The sequence below is a fragment of the Micromonospora pisi genome, assembly GCF_003633685.1.
Taxonomy (GTDB): Bacteria; Actinomycetota; Actinomycetes; order Mycobacteriales; family Micromonosporaceae; genus Micromonospora_G; species Micromonospora_G pisi.
In genome coordinates, this window is sequence record NZ_RBKT01000001.1 from 6,077,219 (window position 1) to 6,101,719 (window position 24,501).

Here is a 24,501-nt window from a genome sequence, read left to right on the forward strand (position 1 = left end):
GCGACGGACATGCTCTCGGGAGCCTTCATGGTCGCCGGAGCACTGCTCAGCCTCGCCGCCGGGATCGGCGTGGTGCGCTTCCCGGACGTGCTCTCCCGGATGCACGCGGCGACCAAGCCGCAGATCCTCGGGCTGCTGCTGATCCTGATCGGAGTGGGGTTGCGGCTGCGTACCGGTGCGGAGGTCGCCACCCTGGTCCTGGTCGGCGTGTTCCAGTTGGCGACCGCGCCGGTGGCCGCCCAGATGGTGGGGCGGGCGGCCTACCGCTCCGGCCGCCACCGTCCGGACCTGCTGGTGGTGGACGAACTCGCCGACGCCGCACCCACCACCCCCGACTCGTAAGGAAGGGCCCCCTGTTATCGGATTCGGTAGAGGAAGGGGCCCTTCCTAACCGGTGGGCGGGGTGGGACGAGAGGGCGTCCCAATTTGGGGCAGGTGGGGATTTGGGCATGGACGTATTGCCGCCGTGCGACCGGATCGCGAACCTACCCAGTGGTGATCGTCGATGTTGTTAGGCGATCGGCTCCGGTGTCGGCCCACCGGCGTACCCGGAGCGAGCCGACCCCTCAACCCTGGAGGACATGTGAGATCCCGCCTGCTCCGCGCCGTCGGCGTCCCCGCCCTGGTCGTCGCCGCGGCGCTCGCGTCGACCGGTGCCGCCCCGTACGCGTCGGCGACCTCGGCCGCCGTCGGGGGCCCGGTCGGCGTACTCGCCGCGCCGGACATCCCGCTGGCCAACGTGAAGGCACACCTGACCCAACTCCAGTCGATCGCCACCGCCAACGGCGGCAACCGGGCGCACGGGCGCCCCGGCTACCTCGCCTCGATCAACTACGTCCGGGCACAACTGGACGCGGTCGGCTTCACCACCTCGGTGCAGTCGTTCACCTACAGCGGGGCGACCGGCTACAACCTGATCGCGGACTGGCCCGGCGGTGACCCGTCCAACGTACTGATGACCGGGGCGCACCTCGACAGCGTCACCGCGGGACCGGGCATCAACGACAACGGCTCGGGCTCGGCGGCGATCCTGGAAGTTGCGCTCGCGGTGGCGCGGGCGAACCTCACCCCGGCGAAGCATCTGCGTTTCGGCTGGTGGGGCGCGGAGGAGCTGGGGCTGCGCGGGTCGCAGTACTACGTCAACAACCTGCCGGCCGCGGAGCGTACGCGGATCAAGCAGTACCTCAACTTCGACATGGTCGGCTCGCCCAACGCCGGCTACTTCGTGTACGACGGGGACAACTCCGACGGTGTCGGCTCGGGCCCCGGGCCGGCCGGCTCGGCGCAGATCGAGCAGACCATCCAGGCGTACTTCACCTCGATCGGGGTGCCGACCCGGGGCACCGACTTCGACGGCCGCAGCGACTACGGGCCGTTCATCGCGGTCGGCATTCCGGCCGGCGGCACCTTCACCGGCGCCGAGGGCATCAAGTCCAGCGCCCAGGCCACGCTCTGGGGCGGGACGGCGGGCAGCGCCTTCGACCCCTGCTACCACCGGGCCTGTGACACCAGCACCAACATCAACGACACCGCGCTCAACCGGAACGCCGACGCGATCGCGTACACGGTCTGGGAACTGGCCGCGACCGCCCCGCCGCCGGGCACCACGGTCTACAGCGACACCTTCGAGACCGCGACCGGGTGGACCGCGAACCCCGCCGGGACGGACACCGCCACCCTCGGCCAGTGGGTCCGCGCCGACCCGGCGGCGACCAGTTCCGGTGTCGCCACCCAGCTCGGCACCACGGTCAGCGGCACGTTCGACCTGGTGACCGGCCCGCTCGCCGGCGCCAGCGCGGGGGATCACGACCTCGACGGCGGGGTCAGCAGCGTCCAGTCGCCGTCGATCAGCCTGCCGGGCAGCGGCACCCTGACGCTGTCGTTCTCCTGGTACCTGGCCCACCTCAACAACGCCAGCAGCGCGGACTACCTGCGGGTACGGGTGGTCGGCGGGAGTACGTCGACGGTGCTCAACGTGACCGGCGCCGCTACCAACCGGGCGGCCGCGTGGCAGAGCGCGAGCGTCAACGTCTCCGGGTTCGCCGGGCAGAGCGTACGGATCCTGGTCGACGCGGCGGACGCCAGCGGTGCCAGCCTGGTCGAGGCGGCCGTGGATGATGTGAAGATCGTCCAGAGCTGATCCCGGCACCGGGTGCCCGGACACCGTACGGGTCCGGGTGCCCGGTGCGGACCGTTCTCCAGCACTCTGCCGTTTATCGTGCTTTATGCACCGGACCGAGTGGCAGGGGTTCGGCTGAATACCCGGCCCACCCCGATAAACTGTCGGCATGATCGACTCCTCTGCCCAGGAGGGCAGTAGTAGCCAGCCGGGACAGACCCGGCATTTCTCATACCGACCGGCGAACCGGGGAGCCCTGAGCCCTCCGTGTTGATCGCGATCGGCCTTCTCCTGATCATCGTGCTCACTGCCGCGACGGGTTACTTCGTCGCCCAGGAGTTCGGTTACGTCGCGGTCGACCGCGGCAAACTCAAACAACTCGCCGACGCGGGAGACGCCTCGGCCGCCCGCGCCCTCAAGGTCACCGGACGGCTCTCCTTCATGCTCTCCGGCGCCCAACTCGGCATCACCCTGACCGCCCTGCTCGTCGGTTACGTCGCCGAGCCCTTCCTCGGCGACGGACTCGCCGACCTGTTCGGGGTCACCGGCGTACCGGAGGGCATCAGCATGCCGCTCTCCGTCGTGCTCGCCCTGGTCATCGCCACCGTCGTACAGATGGTCCTCGGCGAACTGGCGCCGAAGAACCTCGCCATCGCCCGTGCCGAGATGCTGGCGATGAAGCTCAGCCGCTCGACCGTGATCTACCTGACCATCGCCGGACCGGCGATCCGGCTCTTCGACGCCGCCGCCACCCGGCTGCTGCGTCGGGTCGGCATCGAACCGATCGAGGAACTGCCCAGCGGTGCGACCCCGGAGGACCTCGAACAGATCATCGCCGAGTCACGCGAGGAGGGGCAGCTCGACGCGGCCATGTCGACCCTGCTCGACCGGGGGCTGGATTTCCGCCAGCTCACCGCCGCCGAGGCGATGGTGCCCCGGGTGGCGGTGCACACCGTACAGGCCAACGAACCGGTCAGCCGCCTGGTCGAGCTGCTCGACACCGGCCACTCCCGGTTCCCCGTACGCGGCACCGAGGGCGTCGACGACGTGGTCGGGGTCGCCGGCATCTCCGACGTACTCGGGGTGCCACCGGAGCGGCGGGCCACCACCATGGTCGCCGAGGTCGCCGTACCCCCGTTGCTGGTCCCCACCACGCTGCCGCTGCCGACGGTGCTGGACCGGCTCCGGTCCGGGCACCGCCAGCTCGCCTGCGTGGTCGACGAGTACGGCGGCTTCGCCGGTGTGATCACGCTGGAGGACATCGCCGAGGAGCTGGTCGGGCCGATCCGGGACGAGGACGACCCGCCCGAGCCGACCCCCGTTCGACAGCCGGACGGCTCCTGGGTGGTGCCCGCCCGCTGGCGGATCGACGAGGTTGCCGACAGCACCGGCATCGCCCTGCCCGAGGCTCCCGAGTACGACACCCTCTCCGGGCTCGTGATGCGGGAGCTGGGTCGGGTGCCGGAGGTCGGTGACCGGCTGGAGATCAACCTGTCGGCCGAATCCGAACACCCGCGCCCGCAGCAGCCGAGGGCACTGGTCGAGGTGCTCGCGGTCGACCGGCACGTCGCCGACTCGGTCCGGCTGGCCGTGGTCGCCGGGCACAGCGCGCGCGGCGCCGGCTCCGAGCACCCCGAGGTGACCGCATGAGTACGACCTGGGCACTGCTCATCTCCATCCTGTTGCTCGCGTTGAACGGCTTCTTCGTGGCGGCCGAGTTCGCGCTGGTCGCAAGCAAGCGCTACCGCCTGGAACAGGCGGCCGCCTCCGGTGGCCGTGCCGCCAAGGCGGCCCTGGACGGGGTACGCGAACTGGGGCTGATGCTCGCCGGGGCGCAGCTCGGCATCACCGTCTGCACGCTGGGGCTCGGTGCGCTCGCCGAACCGGCGATCGAACACCTGGTCAGCCCGGTGCTCGGCGCGGTCGGTCTGCCCGAGGCACCGAGTCACGTGATCGCCCTGCTCTTCGCGCTGCTGCTGGTGACGTTCCTGCACCTGGTCGTCGGTGAGATGGCGCCGAAGTCGTGGGCGATCACCGACGCCGAGCGCTCCGCGGTGCTGCTGGCGTTGCCGTTCCGCGGCTTCGCCCGGGTGGCCCGCCCGGTGCTCACCGCCCTGAACGGGCTCGCCAACGCGACCCTGCGGCTGGTGAAGGTACGACCGCAGGACCAGTTGGCCCAGGTGCACGGGCCGGAGGAACTGCGGATGCTGCTGGAACAGTCGGCCGAGCACGGGTTGCTCGCCGCCGACCAGCAGCAACTACTCACCAGCATGCTGGAGTTGCAGGGCACCACGGTGGCCGACGTGATGGAGCCGGTCGACCGGATCGTCTCGGTGCGCCTGGACGACAGCGCGGACCGGATCGAGGCGGTGAGCCGGGACAGTGGCCGGTCCCGGCTGGCCGTACTGGACCGGCCGGGTGTGGTGGCCGGGATGGTGCACGTGCGCGAGGCGGTACGCGCCACCACGGCCGGCCGGCCGGCGACGGCGGGGGAGCTGATGACCCCGGTGTTCAGTCTCGCCGCCACCGCGACGGTGACCGAGGCGGTGGCCGCCATGCGGGCCCGCCAGGCGCAACTGGCGCTGGTCACCGACCGGGCCGGGATCGGCCGGCCGGTCGGCTTCGTGGCCCTGGAGGATCTCCTGGAGGAGGTCATCGGGGAGTTCGACGACGAGACCGATCCCGTCCCCCGAGGCCGCCGACTCCGCTGAAGCCACGCCGGCTGGGCCGCTCGGCACGGTGTAAGGAAGGGCCCCTTGTTATCGGATTCCGATAACAAGGGGCCCTTCCTTACCCGCTGGGGGAGGATCGGGAATGTGTCAGCGGATGCGGGGTTCGCCGTCCGTACCGTGCTGACCAATCCGAGCACCCGTCCCGGGCTGCTCCTGCCGGGGCGGGTCACCATCGTCGGCGGCAGCGAGGCGGTGCCGGTCGATCACGTGGTGGTCGGCCTGGTCACCCGGGCCGAACCGGCCGACGGCGGCGACGGTTACGTCGACGTGGAGTTCGGTCGGGTGCCGGTCGCCGGGGCGGTGGTGCTGGCACCGGGGGAGTGTCGGGCGGTCACCTTCGCCGCACCCATGCCCTGGGAACTGCCGGTCACCGTGGTCGACGGCCGTCCCCGGCTCAACCTGCCGATGGATCTGCGGACGGAGGTGGCTCTCGGCCCGTGCCTGGACCGGGGCGGCCTGAGCCGGATCTTCGTCCATCCACTGCCGGCCCAGGAGCGGATCCTGGAGATGTTCGGCGAACTGGGCTTCACCCTGCGTCAGGTCGGGTTGCAGCAGGGGACCCTGCCCGGGGTCGAGCAGACCCTGCCGTTCCACCAGAAGATCGGCTACTGGGCGGCACCGCTCTACGGTGGTCCGTTCTCCGAGATCGAACTGACCTTTCTGGCCAGCGCCGAGCAGTTGCAGGTGGTCTTCGTCCTGGACCGCCGGCTCGCGCTCGCCGGGGCGAGCCATGTGAGCCTGACCCGGTTCCGGGTCCGGCACGCCGACGTCGACCAGCTCAACTGGGCCAGGGTGGTGGACAGCTGGGTACGCCACGCGGTGGCCCGGCACGCCGCGGTCCGCTCCGGCGCCCAGGATGGTCCACCGCTGCCCGAGTCGGTCAACACCTCCCGGCCGCCGGACCTGCCGCCGGAGGGCGAGGGTATTTCCGGCACCGCTGGCGGCGAGGGCGGCATCTGATCCGCCCTCGCCGACGGCTGGCGGTGGTTCAGCCCGCGCTGGCGGTGGTTCAGCCCGTTGGCGGTGGTTCAGCCCGCGCTGGCGGTGGCGAGTTTCAGGCCGAAGCCGAGGAACAGCACCCCGACGCCGCTGGTCACCGCCGCGGCCAACCGCCGCCGCCTGCGGAACTGGGCCGCCAGGTAGGTGCCGGTGAGGATCAGCACGGTCAGGTAGAGCACGCTGGCGACCTGCGCGATCAGCCCGAGCAGCAGGAACGACAACGCCGGGTAGGAGTAGGTCGGGTCGACGAACTGGATGAAGAACGAGATGAAGAAGAGGATCGCCTTCGGGTTGAGCAGGCTGATCACGGCGGCCCGCCGGAACGGGCTGCGGGACGTGGCCGGCTCGGCCGAGTCGATCAGCCGGGGTGCCGACGGGTCGTTGCGGGACCGCCAGCGCCGCCATGCGCCGCGCAGCATGGTCAGCCCGACATAACCGAGGTACGCCGCACCGCCGTACTTGATCACCATGAAGATCGGCGGGTACGCCTGGAGCAGCGAGGCCACACCGGCGGCGGAGAGCACCATCAGCACCGTGTCGCCGAGGAACACCCCAGCCGCCGCCTGGTAGCCGACCCGGATGCCGCGTTTGGCGGCGGTGGAGAGCACGAAGAGCGAGTTCGGCCCGGGCAGCAGCACGATGGCGACGGTGCCCAGCACGTAGGTCCAGATGTCGGTGATCCCCAGCACGGGCGCCATCATCGCGCTTCCGGTGCTGTCCGGCGAAGCATTTCCTGGAGCGTGATCTGTGCCTTCGGCCACTCGTCGGCGGTCATCGCGTACAGCACGGTGTCCCGCCACGAGCCGTCGGGCCGCTGCCGATGGCGCCGCAGCACCCCTTCGCGCTGGGCGCCGAGTCGTTCGATCGCCCGCTGTGAGCGGATGTTACGGATGTCGGTGTGCCAGGCGACCCGTTCCGCCCCCAGTTCCTCGAAGGCGCGGGTGAGCAACAGCAGCTTCGCCTCGGTGTTGATTCCGGTACGCCAGTGCGCCCGCCCCAGGAAGGTGTGCCCGATCGAGACAGCCCGGCGGGGCTCGTCGATCTCGTAGTAGGAGGTGCTGCCGACGATCTCGCCGGTCCGGGTGCAGCGCTGTACCCAGGGCACCCGCTGGCCGGTGTGGTGGGCGCGGAGCGCCTCCGCGACGATCGCGGCCAGTTCGTCACGGTGCCGGGGGCGCGGGTGAGCGAGGTGGCGCCAGACCTCTTCGTCGTCGGTGGCCTGGTGGAGTTCGTCGGTGTGGGCGGGGTCGAGCGGTTCCAGTCGGACGTGGGTGCCGGTCATGGTGGCCGGGGTGTGCCAGGGCGAGCGGGGTGGGCGCAGGTAGTCGGGGATCGGTGCGCTGACTCCGGCGTCCGGCTCGGGTGGGCCGGGCACCGTCCGCAGCGGCACCACCCCGGCCCAGTACGGCAGGGCGTAGTCCTCGGGTTCGTCGACCACGGGGCCGACCCGGGCCCGGACCGAGACCTCGCGTAGCGGCAGGGCGAGCACCGCGGTCTCGGCGAGTTCCTTCCTGGTCGGCGGTCGGCTCTGCGCCGCCCGGCCCCGGCCCACCCGCTCGACCAGCGCGGTCATCGCGGCCTGCTTCTCCGCCTCGTCGGTGACGAGGTGCGCGGTGCCGTGCGCGATGACCGAGCGGTAGTTGGCGCTGTGGTGGAACTGGGAACGGCCGTAGACCAGTCCGTCCAGCAGCGTGACGCTGAGGCAGACCGGGAGCCCGGCCGGTCCCCGGGCGGCGAGCAGGGGTCGGCTGCCGGTGGAGCCGTGCAGGTAGACCGTCTCGCCGACGCGGACGTGCAGGGTCGGCAGTACCCGGGGTTCGCCGTCAACGGTGAAGGCCAGTGCGCAGTGGTACGCCTCGTCCAGGATCTCGTGCGCGGTGGCCTGCTGGTAGTCCATCCGGTTCCGGCCTCGGCTGGCGGTGGTCCGTTCCGTCTGCTGGTACACCTGGCGCCTCCGCGATTGTTCTAGTACAGTCTGCTGACTGTGGCAGCACATTATCAGGTCGAGGGTGGTACGGCAGCAGAGATTTCAGCCAGCGTGGAAACCGGCGTACGCACCGGTGCGCTTGCCCCGGGCGTCGCCCTGCCGTCGGTGCGGGCCCTCGCCGAACGCCTCGCGGTCAGCCCGGGCACCGTGGCCAAGGCGTACCAGGCGCTGCGCCAGCGCGGACTGGTGGAGACGGCCGGACGGCACGGCACCCGGATCCGGCACCGCCCACCGGTCGCCGCCGCCCGTTCGGCGCTGCGGGTGCCGCCGGCCGCCGGCGCGCTCGACCTCTCCACCGGTGAACCCGACCACCGGCTGCTTCCCTCGCTCGGCCCGCACCTGGCGGACCTCGCCGTCACCACCGGTGACCCGATCGGCTACGCCGACGCGGGTGTCCTGCCCGAGCTGGTCCGGCTCGCCAGCCGGCGACTGGCGGCCGACGGCGTGCCGACGGATGCGATCACCGCGACCAACGGGGCCCTCGACGGAATCGAGCGGCTGCTCACCGCCCATCTGAGCCCCGGTGACCCGGTCGGAGTCGAGGATCCCGGCTGGGCCAACCTGCTCGATCTGGTCGCCGCGCTGGGGCTACGACCGGTCGGGGTGCCGGTCGACGACCACGGCCCCACCCCAACCGGCGTACGGGCCGCGCTCGCCGTCGGCGTACGCGCCCTCGTGGTCACCAGCCGGGCACAGAACCCGACCGGTGCGGCCGTCACCGCCGACCGGGCGACGGAACTGCGCGAACTGCTCCGGGCCCGGCCCGACCTGCTGCTGATCGAGGACGACCACGCCGCCGAACTCGCCCAGGTGCCGCTGCACAGCCTCGCCGGAACGACCCGGAGCTGGGCCTTCGTCCGGTCGGTCAGCAAGCCGTACGGCCCCGACCTGCGCCTGGCCGTGCTCGCCGGGGACGAGGCGACCGTCGCCCGGGTGGCCGGTCGGATGCGGGTCGGTGCGGGCTGGGTCTCCACCCTCCTGCAACGGCTCGCGATCCGGCTCTGGCGGGACCCGGCGGTGGGTGTCCAGGTGCGCGCTGCGGGGGAGAGCTACCAGCGCCGCCGCCAGGCACTCCGGACGGCGCTGGCACGGCGCGGCGTGACCAGTCATGGCGAGACCGGGATCAACGTCTGGCTGCCGGTGCCGGACGAGACCCGCGCGGTCGCCGGGCTCCGGGACGCCGGGTACGCGGTCGCACCCGGCTCGCTCTACCGGCTCGGCACCGGCCCGGCCGTCCGGATCACCATCAGCCCGCTCACCGACGACGACATCGAGCCGCTCGCCGACGCGCTGCTGCGGGCGACCACCGTCGGCGTACCGTCCCCGTTCGGCGCCTGAGGCACGGTCCCGCGCAGGCGAGCGGGGCGCCGGGCAGCGGTCCGGCCGACCGGTGGGGACGGCGGGGCGGGTGGGGGGAGTGACCGTGCCGGAACGGGGTAGGAGAGCATCCATGGCGCAGACCCGGACCGCCCCCGGCGCACAGGAGTTCATCCCGCCCGGCGTACGTAGCCTGACCGCGCTGCGCGAGGCCGCCGCCTCCTGCCGGGGCTGTGAGCTGTACGTCGACACCACCCAGACGGTCTTCGGGCGGGGTGCCGTACGCGCTCCGGTGGTGATGATCGGTGAGCAGCCCGGCGACATCGAGGACCGGGAGGGGGTGCCGTTCGTCGGCCCGGCCGGGAAGGTGCTGCGCCGCGCGGTCGACGACGCCGGACTGGAGCCGCGCCAGCTCTACCTGAGCAACGCGGTGAAGCACTTTCGGCACACGGTGCGGGGCAAACGGCGGCTGCACCAGACCCCGGACCAGGTGCACATCGTCGCCTGCCGGCCCTGGTTGGTCGCCGAGTTCGCCCTGCTGCGCCCGCAGGTGATCGTGGTGCTCGGGGCGATCGCGGCGAAGGCGCTGCTCGGCCCGTCGTTCCGGGTGACCAGGGAGCGCGGGGTGCTGCTGCCATGGCCGGAGTCGGCCCAGCGCCCGGCTGACTTCACCCGGCCGCCGGCCGCCGCGAACGGACGGGTCGGGCCGGTGGAACCGACCCGACTGCTGGCCACCATCCACCCGTCGGCGGTGCTGCGCGCCGACGACCGGGAGGACGCGTACGCCGGTCTGGTCGCCGACCTGACCGTGGTCGCCGGGGCGCTGGCCGCCTGAACTCCGCCGTACGTCGGCCGGTTGGGTTCGGCGATCCGGTCCATCCGGTCGAGCGGTGTGCGGATCGGGGTGTGCCCGCTCGGCCGGGCACCGAACCGGTGCCGGGCGGTGCCGTGCGGGTCGTCGTCGCGTCCGTTCGCGGTGGCGGTGCCGATGGCGCTAGCGTTGGCGACCGCGTCCGGTGGTGGCGCGGTGGTGCCGGCGGTGGAGCCGGGCCCGGACGCGAGGGGGTTGTACCGGTGCGGCTGACGGACTTCTGGGAGCGGCTGGAGCAGGTGTTCGGCCGGGCGTACGCGACCAGCATCGCCGCTGATCAGGTGCTGTCCCAGTTGGGCGGCCGGACGGTCCGGCAGGCGCTCGCCGAGGGCGAGGAGACGGTGGTCGTGTGGCGCGCGGTGGTCGCCGCGTACCCCGATCGAGTGCCGGCCCGACTACGCTGAGCTGCTGTTATGTCAATGCGGCGTGTCGTGCATGCTGTCGTACACCTGTTCGGCTATTGTCCACAGCTGGGTGCTCGTCCACAGCTCACGGCCGGTCGGCTGTTTTCTGTCGGACCTAGCGCCTAGCGTGTCCGCGTGACGAAAAGTTCAGCAAAGACGCCGGCGAAGGCAGGGGTGGCAACCATGGCGCCAGGACCTGACCGGGAGAAGGCACTAGACCTTGCTCTCGCTCAGATCGACAAGCAGTTCGGCAAGGGCTCGGTGATGCGACTTGGCGAACGGCCGGTCGTGCAGACCGCGGTCATCCCGACCGGCTCGATCGCGCTCGACGTGGCACTTGGTGTCGGGGGTCTGCCCCGGGGCCGGGTGATCGAGATCTACGGACCAGAGAGCAGCGGTAAGACCACCGTGGCGCTGCACGCGGTGGCCAGTGCGCAGCGGGCCGGCGGCATCGCCGCCTTCATCGACGCCGAGCACGCGCTCGACCCGGAATACGCCAAGGCGCTCGGGGTCGACACGGACGCGATGCTGGTCTCCCAGCCGGACACCGGTGAGCAGGCCCTGGAGATCGCGGACATGCTGATCCGCTCCGGCGCGCTGGACGTCATCGTGATCGACTCGGTGGCCGCACTCGTGCCCCGGGCCGAGATCGAGGGCGAGATGGGCGACAGTCACGTCGGCCTCCAGGCCCGGTTGATGAGCCAGGCGCTGCGGAAGATCACCGGTGTTCTCAACAACACCGGCACCACCGCGATCTTCATCAACCAGCTCCGGGAGAAGATCGGCGTCATGTTCGGCAGCCCGGAGACCACCACCGGTGGTCGGGCGCTGAAGTTCTACGCGTCGGTCCGGCTCGACGTGCGCCGGATCGAGAGCCTCAAGGACGGCACCGACGTGGTCGGTAACCGGACCAGGGTCAAGGTGGTGAAGAACAAGGTCGCCGCGCCGTTCAAGCAGGCCGAGTTCGACATCATGTACGGCAAGGGCATCTCCCGCGAGGGCTCGCTGATCGACGTCGGGGTGGAGCAGTCGATCATCCGCAAGTCCGGCGCCTGGTACACGTACGACGGCGACCAGCTCGGCCAGGGCAAGGAGAAGGCCCGGGAGTTCCTCAAGGAGAACCCGGACGTGGCCGCCGAGATCGAGAAGAAGATCCTGGAGAAGCTCGGTGTCGGTGTCAGCCCGAGCGACGCCGCCGGCGGGCCGGAGCTGCCGCCGGTGGACTTCTGACCGACCGCTGAACTCCACTCCTCATCGTGGCAGGACGACGTGGTGCCCGGTCGGGGCGCGGCTGGGATGCCGCACCACCCCGATCGGGCGGTAGCACTGTGGGGCGTTCGCGGCGGGGCCGTACCGCGAACGCCGATTCGACCGGGGACGGCGGCGATCCGACCGCTCCCGACCCCAACGGCTGGTCCGAGGACGAGCGGGGCTGGCCCGACGGCAGCACACTGGCGTCGGCCTCCGACCCGTCCGGTGCCGGTGATTCCGGCAGCGGTTCCGGGCAACCGGTGAGCGGTGGCCGCCGGCGTGGTCGGGGCCGGGACGACTCCGCCCCGGTTCCGCCCCGAGACGAGGCGGAGCTGGCCCGGGAGATCTGCCTGCGCCAGCTCGCCGTGCGTCCGCGTACCCGGGCGGAGCTGGCCGGCGCGCTGAGCCGGCGGGGGATCAGTGAGGAGATCGCCCACCAGGTGCTCGACCGCTACGACGAGGTCGGCATCATCGACGACGCCGCCTTCGCCCGTGCCTGGGTCACCAGCCGTCATCAGGGGCGAGGGCTGGCTCGCCGGGCTCTCGCCAACGAGTTGCGCCAGCGCGGTGTCGACCGTGACATCGCCTCCGAGGCGCTCGGTGAGTTGGACGAGACGACCGAGGAGGACACTGCCCGCGCCCTGGTGGAGCGGAAACTGCGCACCGCCCGGGGCACGCCGGAGGCGGTGTTCCGGCGCCTGGTGGGCATGCTCGCCCGTAAGGGCTATCCGCCGGGGGTGGCGATCCGGGCGGTGAAGGACGCTCTTGCCGCACAGAGCGCGGAGGCGGCCGAGTTCGCCGAGTACATCGACCCGGACGCGTTGGCCGACGCCGAGTCGGAGCTGGACCGGGGCGCCCGCGTGGAGGACCCGCCCGGTTGACGGTCGAGGTGCCGCCCGGCGGCCTGGCTCGTCCGGGTATGCCCGACCCTTCATGAGCTGCGGGTAGGCATCCGTGTGCCGTACGTCCGACTCATGCTGGATCATGAGTCCTTGACCGAAGGGCACCTCGCGACCTAGCCTCGCGTTACAGGTGAGACTGCCCGACCATTGCAGGCTAAACGCACAACATAGATCGCGTAACAGTACGGCATCACTTTGGCCAGTTCAGGGGCCAGATAGGCCGTTACCGGACAGGCCGGTCCGGTGACGGCGCACACGGTTTTCGGCCCCCGGCGGTGTACCCCAACACACCGCCGATGGAGCCTATCCTCGGCCAGCCGCCTCGGTCGGGCGTCTCAACAGCCGTAGGGCGCGTGACCAGGAGGGCGACCCTCCGGCGCCGGGACGGTGAGGGGAGGCGGCCATGACCGGGCGCGGGGACATCGGGTTGAGTCGCTGTGAGGCGTCGGCATGAGCGCGCTTGAGTGGGGGCTGCTCGCCGCGATCGCGGTGCTGGCCGCCCTCGTACTGACCGGACTGGTCCTGGGGGCTCGGGCGCTGCGCCGGCTCGGTGTCATAGGCGCCGGTCCGACCACCGACGACTCCGCCTTCGTCGCGGAGAAAGATCGTCAGGAGCAGTCGCTGGCGGCGCTGCGGTCAGCGGCCGACGAGGCGTACTCGACGGTGGACGCGGCCAAGTCGGCCGCCGCCGCGGCACGGGCCGAGGCCGCCGCCGCCAAGGCCGAGGCGAGCGCCGCGCGGGCCGAGGCACGCCGGGTCCTGGACGCGGCCCGGGTCGAGGCGGACACCGTGCTCGACCGGGCACACCGCCAGGCGGAGGCCGACGCCGAGCAGGTACGGACCGCGGCACGGCGCAGTGGCGAGCGGGAGATCGCGTCGCTCGCGGCCACCACGAAGGAACAGGCCGTCGAGGTCGAGCGGCGGGCCCAGCGGATGGACGAGCGCGAGCGGCTGCACACCGAGGAGGTCGAGCGGCTGGCCGAGCGGGAACGCCGGCTGACCACCGCCGCCGCCGACCTGAGCAGTCGCGAGGCCGCACTCGGCGTCCGGGAGGCGGCGCTCGCCGAGGCGGAGGAGCAACGTCGCCGGGAGATGGAGCGGATCGCCGGGCTGACCGCCGATGCTGCCCGGGGTGAGCTGGTCGAGTCGATCGAGGGGCAGGCCAAGCGCGAGGCGGCGATCCTGATCCGCGACATCGAGGCCGACGCGCGTAACACCGCCGACCAGCGGGCCCGGCACATCGTCGTCGACGCCATCCAGCGGGTCGCCAGTGAGCAGACCGCGGAGAGCGTGGTCAGCGTGCTGCACCTGCCGGGCGACGAGATGAAGGGTCGGATCATCGGGCGGGAGGGGCGCAACATCCGTGCCTTCGAATCCGTCACCGGGGTCAACCTGATCATCGACGACACCCCCGAGGCGGTCCTGCTCTCCTGCTTCGACCCGGTACGCCGGGAGATCGGCCGGCTCACCCTGGAGAAGCTGGTGCTGGACGGCCGGATCCACCCGCACCGGATCGAGGAGGTCTTCGAGACCGCCCGGCACGAGGTGGAGCGGCTCTGCCAGCGGGCCGCCGAGGACGCGCTGGTCGAAGTTGGAATCACCGAGATCCACCCGGAACTCGTCACCCTGCTCGGCCGGTTGCGCTACCGGACGTCGTACGGACAGAACGTGCTCAAGCACCTCGTCGAGACCGCGCACATCGCCGGGATCATGGCCGCTGAGCTGCGCCTGGACGCGCCCACGATCAAGCGCTGCGCGTTCCTGCACGACATCGGCAAGGCGCTCACCCACGAGGTGGAGGGGAGCCACGCGCTGATCGGCGCCGACCTGGCCCGTAAGTACGGGGAGTCGGAGGAGGTTGTGCACGCGATCGAGGCGCACCACAACGAGGTGCAGCCGCAGACCATCGAGGCTGTTCTCACCCAGGCGTCGGACGCCTGTTCCGGTGGTCGGCCGGGCGCCCGCCGGGAGAGCCTGGAGGCGTACGTCAAGCGGCTCGAACGGATCGAGGAGATCGCCGGCGGCAAGTCGGGCGTGGAGAAGGTCTTCGCGATGCAGGCGGGCCGGGAGATCCGGGTGATGGTGAAGCCGGACGACGTCGACGACATCGGTGCGGCGGTGCTGGCCCGCGACGTGGCGAAGCAGATCGAGGAGGAGCTGACCTACCCGGGTCAGATCCGGGTCACCGTCGTACGCGAGTCCCGGGTGACCGAGATCGCCCGTTGACCGTGCCGGGGCTTCCCGCTCCGGCGCTGGTCCTCCACCCGTCGAGCCCGTGATCGATTCCATGGGCGGTGTACGAGAACGTCCCCGCCGGGATCGCATGGCTGCTCTCCTGGCGGGGACGCCTGGTCGATCTGGGGCCGTCTCCCACTGCCCTGGGCTCTCTCTACCGCCCTGGGCCTGCCGGCTCTCTGTCCCCTACTAAGGGGTGCCGCCACCGGCGCTCGCCTGGGCGATCAGTGCGGTGGCCGGCGGGTTCTGCGCCGGGGTGTTGGCCGTCTTCCGACCACGCGCCAGCCGGCGCTGTACGTACTGGGCCAGCTTGGACAGGGAGTAGTTCACCACGATGAACATCACCGCGATGATCACGTAGGTCTGGATCGGGTTGCTCAGTACGCCGATGATCTGCTTGGCGATGTTGAGGGTGTCCTCGTAGGCGATGATGAAGCCCAGGGACGTGTCCTTGAGGACCACCACGAGCTGGCTGATCAGCGCCGGCAGCATGACGCGGAACGCCTGCGGCAGCAGGATCATCCGGGTGGTCTGCAACGGTGACAGGCCGATCGCGGCGGCTGCCTCCGCCTGACCGCCCGGCAGGCCCTCCATGCCGGACCGGAGGATCTCCGCGATCACCACCATGTTGTAGATGGTGAGGCCGATGACGAGGTACCAGAGGGTGTCGAAGCTGACGCCGAACTCGGGCAGACCGCGCGCGACGAAGAAGATGGTGAGAACCACCGGGAGTCCACGGAACACCTCGACGCAGACCCGGGTGATGGCGGAGAGCAGGGTGCTCAGCCCGCGCAGCAGGTACGACAGTGGCGTGCTCAGACCGGTGAACCGGCGGCGGGCCAGGCTCTTGAGCTGGATCCTCAGGATCGCCAGCAGCGTGCCGAGCACGAGCGAGGAGAGGATCGAGAGCGCGGCGGCGACCAGGGTCTGGCGGAAGCCGAAGCCGAGCCGGTCCCAGACCTGGCTGAAGTTCTCGTTGCCGGGGTCGATGAGCGGACCCCAGAGTTCCATCGACAACTGGCCCTTCTGGTCCAGCGGCCGGTAGATCAGGAAGTAGGCGGCGAGCAGCAGCGCGATGCCGACCGCGATGCTGCTGATCCAGGTGATCCTCCGCTGGCGGGGGCCCGGGACGTCGTAGAGGACGCTCGTCTGGCCGCTCATCGGGCCACCGCCTGACGCTTCTCCAGCCGGTCGAGAAGGGCGCCGAGGGGGACGGTCATGATGAGGTATCCGATCGAGATGCCGATGGCGACGGGGATGAACGCGAAGCCCTCGGCCGACGTGAGCTGGTCGGCGGACTGGGCGAGGTCGCCGACCACCCCGAAGAAGCCGGCCAGCGCCGAGTTCTTGATCATGGCGATGATGACCGAGCCGAGCGGCACCGTCGCGGCCTTCCATGCCTGGGGCAGCACCACGTGGCGCAGGTTCTGGCTGAAGGTCAGCCCCAGCGACCGGGCGGCCTCGGCCTGACCCGCCGAGACCGCGTTGACCCCGGAACGCAGCGCCTCGCAGACGAACGCCGCCGTGTAGAGCACGAGAGCGATGAGCGCGAAGCGGAAGTACGGCAGGTCCGTGCCGAGCCGCGTGAACAGCGAGTCGAGCAGGGGGATGCGCAGGAAGTCCGCGTTCGAGCCGAGTGCCGGCAGACCGAAGGCCGAGAAGAACATGACCACGGTCAGCGGCAGGTTTCGGAAGACCGTCACGTACGCGGTGCCGACCGCGCGCAGCGGGGGCACCGGCGAGATGCGGAAGACCGCCACGATGGCGCCCAGGATCAGGGCGCCGATCGCGGCGAGGAGACAGATCTGGAGGGTGACCCAGAAGCCACCCGCGAACACGTCGAAATTCTCGATCAGTACATCCACGTGTTTGCCTTCCCGCCCACTCTCCAGATCCGTCAGGTGTCCTAGTAGCGGTTCAGCGTGGGGGCGGTGCCGAGGGTGGCGCCGAACTTGCCGGCGGTGTCATCCCAGGCCTTCTTCCAGCGGCCGTCCGCGAAGATCTTCTCGAGCGTGTCGTTGATGAAGTTGCGGAAGTCGGTGTCTTCCTTCTTCACGCCGATGCCGTACGGCTCCTTGGTGAAGTTGTCGCCGGCCATCTTGAACGACGCCTCGTCCTTGGCGATGTAGCCGAGCAGGATCACGTTGTCGGTGGTGACCGCGTCGACCTGGGAACCCTTGAGGGCGTCCCGGCACTTGTCGTAGGTGTCGAAGAGCACGACCTGGCTCACGATGTCCTTGACGTGCTTCTTGATCTCCTCGGCCGGGGTCGAGCCGGTGACCGAGCAGACCTTCTTGGTGCCGTCGGCGAACGAGCCCGGACCGGTGATCGCGGTCTCGTTCTTGCGGACCATGATGTTCTGTCCGGCCTCGTAGTACGGGCCGGCGAACGCGATCCGCTCCTTGCGCTTGTCGTTGATCGTGTACGTGGCGGCGACCAGGTCGACGTTGCTGTTGACGATCACGTCCTCGCGTACCTTGGACGGCGCCTCGACGTACTCGATCTTGTCGGCCGGGATACCGAGCTCGCTGGCGATGAGCTTCGCGATCTCGACGTCGAAGCCCTCGGGCTTGCCCGAGAGACCCTTCAGACCGAAGCCCGGCTGGTCGAACTTGGTGCCGACGGTGAGCTTCTGCGCCTTGTTGAGCTTCTCCATGGTGCTGCCGGCCGCGAACGACTTGGCGGCACCGTCACCGGTGCCGCTGCCCGCGTCGTCTCCCCCGCCACAGGCGGCGAGGCTCACCGACAGGGCGGCGACGGCGGCGAGCGCCGCCATACGCTTGATACGCATCTTTTCGTTTCTCCTTCTTCGACGACGGAGCCCGCCGGGTCCGACGCGCCCCACAGTGGACACCTAGTGCGTCAGGATCTTCGACAGGAAGTCCTTGGCCCGCTCGCTGCGAGGATTGGCGAAAAACTCGGTCGGGGGAGCGTCCTCGACGAGCTGCCCGTCGGCCATGAAGATGACCCGGTTGGCGGCGTGCCGGGCGAAGCCCATCTCGTGGGTCACCACGACCATCGTCATCCCGTCCCGGGCGAGTGACGTCATCACGTCCAGCACCTCGCCGACCATCTCCGGGTCGAGCGCGCTGGTCGGTTCGTCGAAGAGCATCGCCTTGGGCTGCATCGCCAGGGCCCGTGCGATCGCCACCCGCTGCTGCTGCCCACCGGAGAGCTGCGCGGGGTACTTGTCGGCCTGGTTCGCGATGCCCACCCGGTCCAGCAGTGCCAGGGCACGCTCCCGTGCGGCGGCCGGCTTCTCCTTGCGTACCTTCACCGGGCCGAGCGTGACGTTCTCCAGGATCGTCTTGTGCGCGAAGAGGTTGAAGGACTGGAACACCATGCCGACCTCGCTGCGCAGCCGGGCCAGGGCCTTGCCCTCGGCCGGCAACGGCTCGCCGTCGAAGACGATGGTGCCCGAGTTGATCGGCTCCAGGCGGTTGATCGCCCGGCAGAGCGTCGACTTACCGGAGCCGGACGGCCCGATCACGACGACCACCTCGCCGCGACTGACCGAGAGGTTCACGTCGTGCAGCACATGGAGCGGGCCGAACCATTTGTTGACCCCGTCAAGCTTGATGAGCGGTTGGTCGGTCGCCGCGGTCATGCCCCCACCCGTCTGGTCTGTGGCCCCAACTGTGAGCCCCAGTCTGCTTTGGTTACGCAACTGTAGGGGACCTGACGTGCGGCGACGCAAACGATCTGGTCACGGGGCGATAACACGATCTGGACCGGCGTACGTGCCGCTGGGCTCACCTGGTCCGCTTGCGACAGCGGGCGTACCAGCTCTGGGCTGCGGAAACAGTCGCGAACGCAGGCCCCGGGTGCGGGTGGACGCCGCTTCGGGTGGTCAACCCGCTCCGGTCTGTCAATTAAAAGGATCACTCTCGCCGCGAAACTGTTCCCGTCCACCGTGGTCCGAGCCCTCTCGGGGACCGCCCGGCGTCTCGGCCCCTTGATTCGGGTACGTCGATCCGTCTGGAGCCGGTCGACCGGGGTGGACGGCCCAGCCCGGTGTCAGAAAACCTACTGCTACCGCTGGAATACGCTAAGTGAGTGCGGGGCGAAATCCAGAGCGGTAGAGTGTCACCACTCGATTACGGATGGTAGTGGGATAGGCGGATTTCGGCAGATATGGTCACAGACCGGTAACTTAGCCCCATGCGGCCTCGGCTGCCGGTCACCATCGTCAGTAGGGGCCGTTGCTGCGGCCGTGGCTGCGCACAGCGAGGAGGCGGCGTGACCGAGCTGTGGAATTGGAAGATCGACGACCGTATGACGGTCGCGGAGGTCAGTACCGCGCTTGCCGACGTACTCGGCCTGGCGGTGGTGTCGATGGGCGCGGCCGATCCGGCCCGGTTGCCACTCGACGCGGTGGTGTGCGACGTCTGGCTCCGGCCCGGCGAGTTCCCCACCTCGGTGGACTGTTACGGGATCCCGGACGGGGTGCCCGAGGTCGGGGTGATCGCGGCGTTCGCCCGACGGCTCGGTCGGCCGTGTCTGTTCGTGGACGACACGCTCGACCCCGGGCGGCACCTGCTGGTCGGATCGGACGGCACCATCCGTCCGGTGCACCTCGACGTGACTGAGGACGACGACGGGGACGTCCTGAGCAACCTGCGACTGTGCAGCACGCACAGCCCTCGGTGCCGGGCCTGGTCGCAGTGTCACCAGTCGCAGTGGGCACCGGATTCGGTCGTGCCGGCGCTCGCCGCGGCCTGATCAGCCGCCCTGGCGAGCGCCGGGGGCGCCGTCGGGCCGTGCCGAGGGATGGCGGCGGGCCCGCGCCAACCGGCGTGGGCGGGTGCGTCGACCGGTGGTGGTCGGTGCGCGCCGGGCCGGTTGCCGGCCGGCGGCAGCTGCCCGACCGGCGTCGGATGGCGGCCGGGGTTGGAAACCGGCCGGGGTCAGCTGGCGGCCGGGGCAATCCCGGCACTGCGGTCGCCGACCGCGGGTGAAGCGCCGGCCGCGGCCGAAGCCGGGCCACCGCCCCGGACCACGAGCTGATCCAACAGGGTCTGGGTAGCCTCCGCCACGGCTGCGACCGCGGCGTGGAAGGCCGCCGAGTTGTGCGCCGCAGGCGTACGGAATCCGGAGATCTTCCGTACGTACTGCAACGCGGCCGCCTCGACATCGGCCGGCGTCACCTCCTCGGCGTACGGCTCACGAAGGGTCTTGATGCTGCGGCACATGATTCCTCCTGGTCCGGGCGCTGGCAGCCGGTAGACGACCGCCGCTTCGGCGCCTACTCTGCCACCGGGTCGGCGCTGTCGCCGTCCCCACACGGTCGATCGCTGACGGGTCGACCCGGCCCCGGCTCACCGCTGGCCCACCCGGCCCGGACGGGGCTGGGCAGACGGCTACGCTTGGTGGCCGTGGGAGAGGGGCTTGCGACAGTGTCGAAGAGCTACAAGGTCGTGACCTACGGCTGCCAGATGAACGTGCACGACTCGGAGCGGATCTCCGGCCTGCTGGAGCAGGCCGGTTACGTACGCGCCGCCGAGGTCGACGATCCGGACGTGGTGGTCTTCAACACCTGTGCCGTACGCGAAAACGCCGACAACCGGCTCTACGGGAATCTCGGTCATCTCCGCCCGGTCAAGGACAAGCGTCCCGGCATGCAGATCGCGGTCGGCGGGTGCCTGGCGCAAAAGGACCGCAGCGAGATCGTCCGCAAGGCGCCCTGGGTCGACGTGGTCTTCGGCACCCACAACATCGGCTCGCTGCCGGTGCTGCTGGAGCGGGCCCGGCACAACTCCAGCGCCGAGGTGGAGATCCTCGAATCCCTCGACGTCTTCCCGTCCACCCTGCCGACCCGGCGCGAGTCGACCTACGCCGGCTGGGTGTCGATCTCGGTCGGCTGCAACAACACCTGCACGTTCTGCATCGTGCCCTCGCTGCGCGGCAAGGAGAAGGACCGCCGCCCCGGCGACGTGCTGGCCGAGGTGCGCGCGCTGGTCGCCGAGGGCGTCCTCGAGGTGACCCTGCTCGGGCAGAACGTCAACTCGTACGGCGTCGAGTTCGGTGACCGGCTCGCCTTCGGCAAGCTGCTGCGCGCCACCGGCGAGATCGAGGGGCTGGAACGGGTCCGTTTCACCAGCCCGCATCCGAAGGACTTCACCGACGACGTGATCGCGGCGATGGCCGAGACGCCGAACGTCTGCCACTCGCTGCACATGCCGTTGCAGTCCGGCTCGGACGACGTACTGAAGGCCATGCGCCGCTCCTACCGGTCCGACCGCTACCTGGGGATCATCGAGAAGGTCCGGGCGGCGATGCCGGACGCGGCGATCACCACCGACATCATCGTGGGCTTCCCCGGCGAGACCGACGCCGACTTCGAACGCACCCTGGACGTGGTTCGTGAGGCCCGGTTCTCCTCCGCGTTCACGTTCCAGTACTCGAAGCGTCCCGGCACCCCGGCCGCGACCATGGACGGCCAACTGCCGAAGCAGGTCGTGCAGGAGCGCTACGAGCGGCTGATCGCCGCCGTCGAGGAGATCACCTGGGCGGAGAACAAGAAGCTGGTTGGCGAACCGGTCGAGGTGCTGGTCGCGGTCGGCGAGGGGCGTAAGGACGAGCGGACCGGGCGGATGTCCGGCCGGGCCCGCGACGGCCGGCTGGTGCACTTCGACGGTGGTCCCGACGCCGGCTCGATCCGACCTGGCGACATCGTGCACACCGTGGTCACGTACGCCGCGCCGCACCACCTCAACGCCGACGGGGCGCCCCAGGCCCACCGTCGGACCCGGGCCGGCGACGCGTACGAGGCGGGGCGCGTTCCGCGTACCTCCGCCGTCTCGCTCGGCCTGCCCACCCTCGGCGCGCCCCTCTCCATCCCCACCGCCGCCGCCTGCGACCGCTGAAGCGAAAGGAAGGGCCCCTTGTTAACGCCTCGGGTTCTGGGGATCGTTGCAACGCCTGAGTGTTTCAGGGGTTGCAGTGTTCGAGAGCCGTTCGGATCGTCGGTCGCAGGGTCGTAAGCAACTCCGTGCCGAACGTCAGGCATATTTGGATCTTGTGGCGCGGGGTGTGGGTACGAGTGAGGCGTGTCGCCTGGTGGGGGTCAACCGGAGGACCGGTCACCGCTGGCGGTATGGCAGGGAAAGCCAGACGAAGGCCGGGTGGCAGAGCGATCGAGGCTCCGCCGTCCGGCCTTCGTCTGGGTCGGCCCGCTACTTGTCGCAGGACGAGAGGATCGTGATCGCGGACCGGCTTCGTGAGGGTGCGTCGCAGGCGGCGATCGCGGTGGAGTTGGGGCGTCCGGCCTGCACGATCAGCCGGGAGATACGCCGTAATCGTCATCCGGGTAGTGGTGTTTACCGGCCCTACGCCGCGCAGGAGCGTGCTGACAGTCGGCGTCCACGTCCGAAGCCCGGCAAGATCGCCGCCCACCCCGAGCTACGCGCCCTGGTGCAGGGAAGGCTGGATCTCAGACACAGTCCCGAGCAGATCAGCCGTCGGCTCCGCAGGGACTTCCCCGAGCGAAGCGAGTTGCACGTGTCTCACGAGACGATTTACCAGGCGCTCTACGTCCAGGGCCGTGGCGAGTTACGCCGAGAACTCACCGCGGCCCTGCGGACCGGACGCGCCGTGCGCCGACCCCGCCGGCAGCCAGGGCAACGTCAGACCCGCTTCGTCGCACCGATGCTCATGATCAGTGACCGGCCGGCCGAGGTCGAGGACCGGGCCGTGCCCGGACACTGGGAAGGCGACCTGATCATCGGCAAGGACAGTGCCTCCGCGATCGGCACCCTCGTCGAACGCGCCACCCGCTACGTCCTGCTCGTGCACCTGGGCCACGACCGGACCGCCGACCACGTCCGCGACGGCCTACTCGCCACGATGAACACCCTGCCCACCCACCTGAAACGCTCCCTGACCTGGGACCAGGGCGGCGAGATGGCACTACACCACGAGTTCACCATGGCCACCGACATGCCGGTCTACTTCTGTGACCCGCACTCACCCTGGCAACGCGGCTCGAACGAGAACACCAACGGACTACTCCGCCAGTACTTCCCCAAAGGCACCGACCTGTCCACCCACAGCCCGGAACACCTCGCCGCCGTCGCCGCCGAACTCAACGGCCGACCACGCAAAACGCTCGGCTGGGACACCCCAGCCGAGCGTCTCGCTAAGCTCCTAGCCGTCACCGGCTAGCCATCGTGTTGCAACGACCCCTGGAATCCGCCCGCTATGCGTTAACAAGGGGCCCTTCCTTTCCCGCGTTACGGGCTGATGCGGTCGCGCGCCCCGTCAACGGGAAGGGGCCCTGGCCACGGCGAAGGGCCTCCTGTCACCGGTGACGGTGGCAGGAGGCCCTTCGCGTTACTGCCGTTGGGTCAGCTCGCCTGCTCGGCGAGCTGGAGGAACTGACGCTTGGCGGCGAGCGCCGACTCGGCCTCGCGGATCCGCTTCGCGTCCCCGGACGCCTGCGCCCGAGCCAGTCGCTGCTCGGCCTCGGCCACCTGGTCACGCATCTGCACCAGCAGCGGGTTCGCCGACGGCTCGGTACGCCGCCAGGCCGAGTCCATCGCCTGGCGAACCTTCTCGTCGATCACCCGCATCCGGCGGTCCAGACCGGCCGCTGCCTCGCGAGGCACCCGACCCGCGTCGTGCCACTGGCCCTGGATCTCGCGCAGTTTGGCCTGTGCCGACCGGGGGTCGGCCTCCACGTCCAGCGCCTCGGCCTCGGCCAGCAGTGCCTGCTTGCGCTCCAGGTTGCCGCGCTGCTCGTTGTCCCGGGCGGAGAAGACCTCGCTCCGACGGGAGAAGAAGGCGTCCTGCGCGGCCCGGAACCGGTCCCACAGCTTCTGCTCGGCCTCCTTCGAGGCGCGCGGAGCGGCCTTCCACTCCGTCATCAGGTCCTTGAGCCGGTTCGCCGTGGCCGCCCAGTCGGTCGACTCGGCGAGCGACTCGGCCTCGGCGACCAACTCCTCCTTGGCTCCCTGCGCCTGCTTGCGCTGGGCGTCCAGAGTGGCGAAGTGGGCGCCCCGACGGCGGGTGAAGCCGTCCCGCGCCGCGGCGAACCGCTTCCAGAGTTCACCGTCGGTCTTCTTGTCGACCCCCCGGATCGTCTTCCACTCGTCGAGGATCTCCTTGAGTCGGTCACCGGCGGTCTTCCAGCCGGTCGACTCGGCGGCCAGCTTCTCGGCCTCCTCCACCAGCGCGGTCTTGCGCGCCAGTGCCTCGGTCCGAGCCGTCTCGCGGGCCGCTCGGGCCTCGCCCGCCTTCTCCTCGGCGACCCCTGCCAGCTTCTCCAGCCGGCTGGCGAGCGCGTCGATGTCACCGACCACGTGTGCCTCGGCCAGGGTGCTGCGGAGTCGCCGTACGCTCGCCAGCGAGTGTGCCGCGTCGGCGGCGCCGGAGTTGAGCCGCGCCTCGATCAGGTCCACCTCGGTGACCAGGTCGGCGAAGCGGCGGGCGAAGTGCGCCAGCCCCTCCTCCGGTGCACCAGCCTGCCAGGAACCGACCACCCGCTCGCCCTCGGCCGTCTTGACGTAGACCGTGCCGTCCGCGTCCACCCGTCCGAAGGCCGTCCAGTCGCTCATGTGCCCATCCTCGTTCTCCCGGCGCCGCCGAAGAGAAGGATCCCCCGGGGTCGCCGCCACGGCGCAGTCATATATTGCAGCGAAGTTTCTCCCGGCATTGTCACAGGTCCAACCCGGTCCGCGTCGAGCG

At 70.3% G+C, this 24,501-nt stretch carries 22 protein-coding genes; 14 read left to right on the forward strand and 8 right to left on the reverse strand.

Annotated features, from left to right (window positions below; all coding sequences use genetic code 11):
* Positions 1–9 precede the first annotated feature (9 nt).
* From mnhG to BDK92_RS26110, 5 genes are all read left to right on the forward strand, one after another.
* Positions 10–342: a monovalent cation/H(+) antiporter subunit G gene (gene mnhG / locus BDK92_RS26090; RefSeq protein WP_121162590.1), complete on the forward strand. Its 333-nt coding sequence runs from the start codon at positions 10–12 to the stop codon at positions 340–342.
* A 241-nt stretch (positions 343–583) separates the two neighbouring features.
* Positions 584–2,140 carry a M28 family peptidase gene (locus tag BDK92_RS26095; RefSeq protein WP_246017248.1) on the forward strand — a complete coding sequence of 519 codons (1,557 nt, stop codon included), beginning with the start codon at positions 584–586 and terminating at the stop codon, positions 2,138–2,140.
* 246 nt (positions 2,141–2,386) lie between these two features.
* Complete coding sequence (locus BDK92_RS26100; protein WP_121159075.1) at positions 2,387–3,769, forward strand: hemolysin family protein; 1,383 nt, start codon at positions 2,387–2,389, stop codon at positions 3,767–3,769.
* Positions 3,766–4,830, forward strand: a complete 1,065-nt coding sequence (locus tag BDK92_RS26105; protein WP_121159076.1) for a hemolysin family protein — start codon at positions 3,766–3,768, stop codon at positions 4,828–4,830. Before BDK92_RS26100 ends, BDK92_RS26105 begins: the two co-directional genes overlap by 4 nt.
* Before the next feature lie 96 nt (positions 4,831–4,926).
* A complete protein-coding gene (locus tag BDK92_RS26110) occupies positions 4,927–5,811 on the forward strand; it encodes a sporulation protein (RefSeq protein WP_121162591.1) in 885 nt (294 codons plus the stop codon).
* Between the two features lie 68 nt (positions 5,812–5,879).
* Here the strand turns inward: BDK92_RS26110 and leuE are convergent, their stop codons facing one another.
* Together leuE and BDK92_RS26120 are read right to left on the reverse strand one after the other, a co-directional pair.
* Positions 5,880–6,551: a leucine efflux protein LeuE gene (gene leuE, locus BDK92_RS26115; RefSeq protein ID WP_121159077.1), complete on the reverse strand. Its 672-nt coding sequence runs from the start codon at positions 6,549–6,551 to the stop codon at positions 5,880–5,882.
* A complete protein-coding gene (locus BDK92_RS26120) occupies positions 6,548–7,795 on the reverse strand; it encodes a bifunctional pyridoxamine 5'-phosphate oxidase family protein/GNAT family N-acetyltransferase (RefSeq protein WP_121159078.1) in 1,248 nt (415 codons plus the stop codon). The genes leuE and BDK92_RS26120 overlap by 4 nt, the downstream gene beginning before the upstream one ends.
* A gap of 39 nt (positions 7,796–7,834) precedes the next feature.
* On the opposite strand from BDK92_RS26120, the gene BDK92_RS26125 reads away from it, so the two are divergent.
* The 6 genes from BDK92_RS26125 to rny all read left to right on the forward strand — a co-directional run bounded on the left by BDK92_RS26125 (position 7,835) and on the right by rny (position 14,808).
* Positions 7,835–9,175: an aminotransferase class I/II-fold pyridoxal phosphate-dependent enzyme gene (locus tag BDK92_RS26125; protein WP_121159079.1), complete on the forward strand. Its 1,341-nt coding sequence runs from the start codon at positions 7,835–7,837 to the stop codon at positions 9,173–9,175.
* Between the two features lie 112 nt (positions 9,176–9,287).
* A complete protein-coding gene (locus BDK92_RS26130) occupies positions 9,288–9,989 on the forward strand; it encodes a UdgX family uracil-DNA binding protein (RefSeq protein ID WP_121159080.1) in 702 nt (233 codons plus the stop codon).
* Between the two features lie 239 nt (positions 9,990–10,228).
* The gene (locus tag BDK92_RS26140) at positions 10,229–10,429 is read left to right on the forward strand and encodes a DUF3046 domain-containing protein (RefSeq protein WP_121159082.1); all 201 of its coding nucleotides are present in this window, start codon (positions 10,229–10,231) and stop codon (positions 10,427–10,429) included.
* A gap of 183 nt (positions 10,430–10,612) precedes the next feature.
* Positions 10,613–11,659, forward strand: a complete 1,047-nt coding sequence (gene recA, locus BDK92_RS26145) for a recombinase RecA (RefSeq protein WP_121159083.1) — start codon at positions 10,613–10,615, stop codon at positions 11,657–11,659.
* 281 nt (positions 11,660–11,940) lie between these two features.
* Positions 11,941–12,561, forward strand: a complete 621-nt coding sequence (locus tag BDK92_RS26150; RefSeq protein ID WP_425462318.1) for a regulatory protein RecX — start codon at positions 11,941–11,943, stop codon at positions 12,559–12,561.
* Between the two features lie 471 nt (positions 12,562–13,032).
* On the forward strand, positions 13,033–14,808 hold the full coding sequence (gene rny, locus BDK92_RS26155; RefSeq protein ID WP_121159084.1) for a ribonuclease Y: 1,776 nt from the start codon (positions 13,033–13,035) through the stop codon (positions 14,806–14,808).
* A 198-nt stretch (positions 14,809–15,006) separates the two neighbouring features.
* Here the strand turns inward: rny and BDK92_RS26160 are convergent, their stop codons facing one another.
* From BDK92_RS26160 to BDK92_RS26175, 4 genes are all read right to left on the reverse strand, one after another.
* Positions 15,007–15,978, reverse strand: coding sequence for an amino acid ABC transporter permease (locus tag BDK92_RS26160; RefSeq protein WP_121159085.1), 972 nt, complete (start codon positions 15,976–15,978; stop codon positions 15,007–15,009).
* Positions 15,975–16,682, reverse strand: a complete 708-nt coding sequence (locus tag BDK92_RS26165; RefSeq protein WP_121159086.1) for an amino acid ABC transporter permease — start codon at positions 16,680–16,682, stop codon at positions 15,975–15,977. Before BDK92_RS26165 ends, BDK92_RS26160 begins: the two co-directional genes overlap by 4 nt.
* 41 nt (positions 16,683–16,723) lie before the next feature.
* Complete coding sequence (locus BDK92_RS26170; RefSeq protein ID WP_121159087.1) at positions 16,724–17,608, reverse strand: glutamate ABC transporter substrate-binding protein; 885 nt, start codon at positions 17,606–17,608, stop codon at positions 16,724–16,726.
* Between the two features lie 63 nt (positions 17,609–17,671).
* On the reverse strand, positions 17,672–18,424 hold the full coding sequence (locus BDK92_RS26175) for an amino acid ABC transporter ATP-binding protein (protein WP_121159088.1): 753 nt from the start codon (positions 18,422–18,424) through the stop codon (positions 17,672–17,674).
* Between the two features lie 632 nt (positions 18,425–19,056).
* Here BDK92_RS26175 and BDK92_RS26180 point away from each other — a divergent pair.
* Complete coding sequence (locus BDK92_RS26180) at positions 19,057–19,539, forward strand: hypothetical protein (RefSeq protein ID WP_121159089.1); 483 nt, start codon at positions 19,057–19,059, stop codon at positions 19,537–19,539.
* Between the two features lie 185 nt (positions 19,540–19,724).
* Here BDK92_RS26180 and BDK92_RS26185 read toward each other — a convergent pair whose 3' ends face one another.
* On the reverse strand, positions 19,725–20,009 hold the full coding sequence (locus tag BDK92_RS26185; RefSeq protein ID WP_121159090.1) for a DUF2277 family protein: 285 nt from the start codon (positions 20,007–20,009) through the stop codon (positions 19,725–19,727).
* Positions 20,010–20,192: 183 nt separating this feature from the next.
* Here BDK92_RS26185 and miaB point away from each other — a divergent pair, with 183 nt between their 5' ends.
* Positions 20,193–21,683 (forward strand): tRNA (N6-isopentenyl adenosine(37)-C2)-methylthiotransferase MiaB, encoded by a 1,491-nt coding sequence (gene miaB, locus BDK92_RS26190; protein WP_425462260.1) that lies wholly within the window; start codon positions 20,193–20,195, stop codon positions 21,681–21,683.
* A gap of 145 nt (positions 21,684–21,828) precedes the next feature.
* Positions 21,829–22,980, forward strand: a complete 1,152-nt coding sequence (locus BDK92_RS26195; RefSeq protein ID WP_425462297.1) for an IS30 family transposase — start codon at positions 21,829–21,831, stop codon at positions 22,978–22,980.
* Between the two features lie 182 nt (positions 22,981–23,162).
* On the opposite strand, the gene BDK92_RS26200 is transcribed toward BDK92_RS26195, so the two are convergent.
* Complete coding sequence (locus BDK92_RS26200; protein ID WP_121159092.1) at positions 23,163–24,371, reverse strand: DUF349 domain-containing protein; 1,209 nt, start codon at positions 24,369–24,371, stop codon at positions 23,163–23,165.
* Between the last annotated feature and the right edge of the window lie 130 nt (positions 24,372–24,501).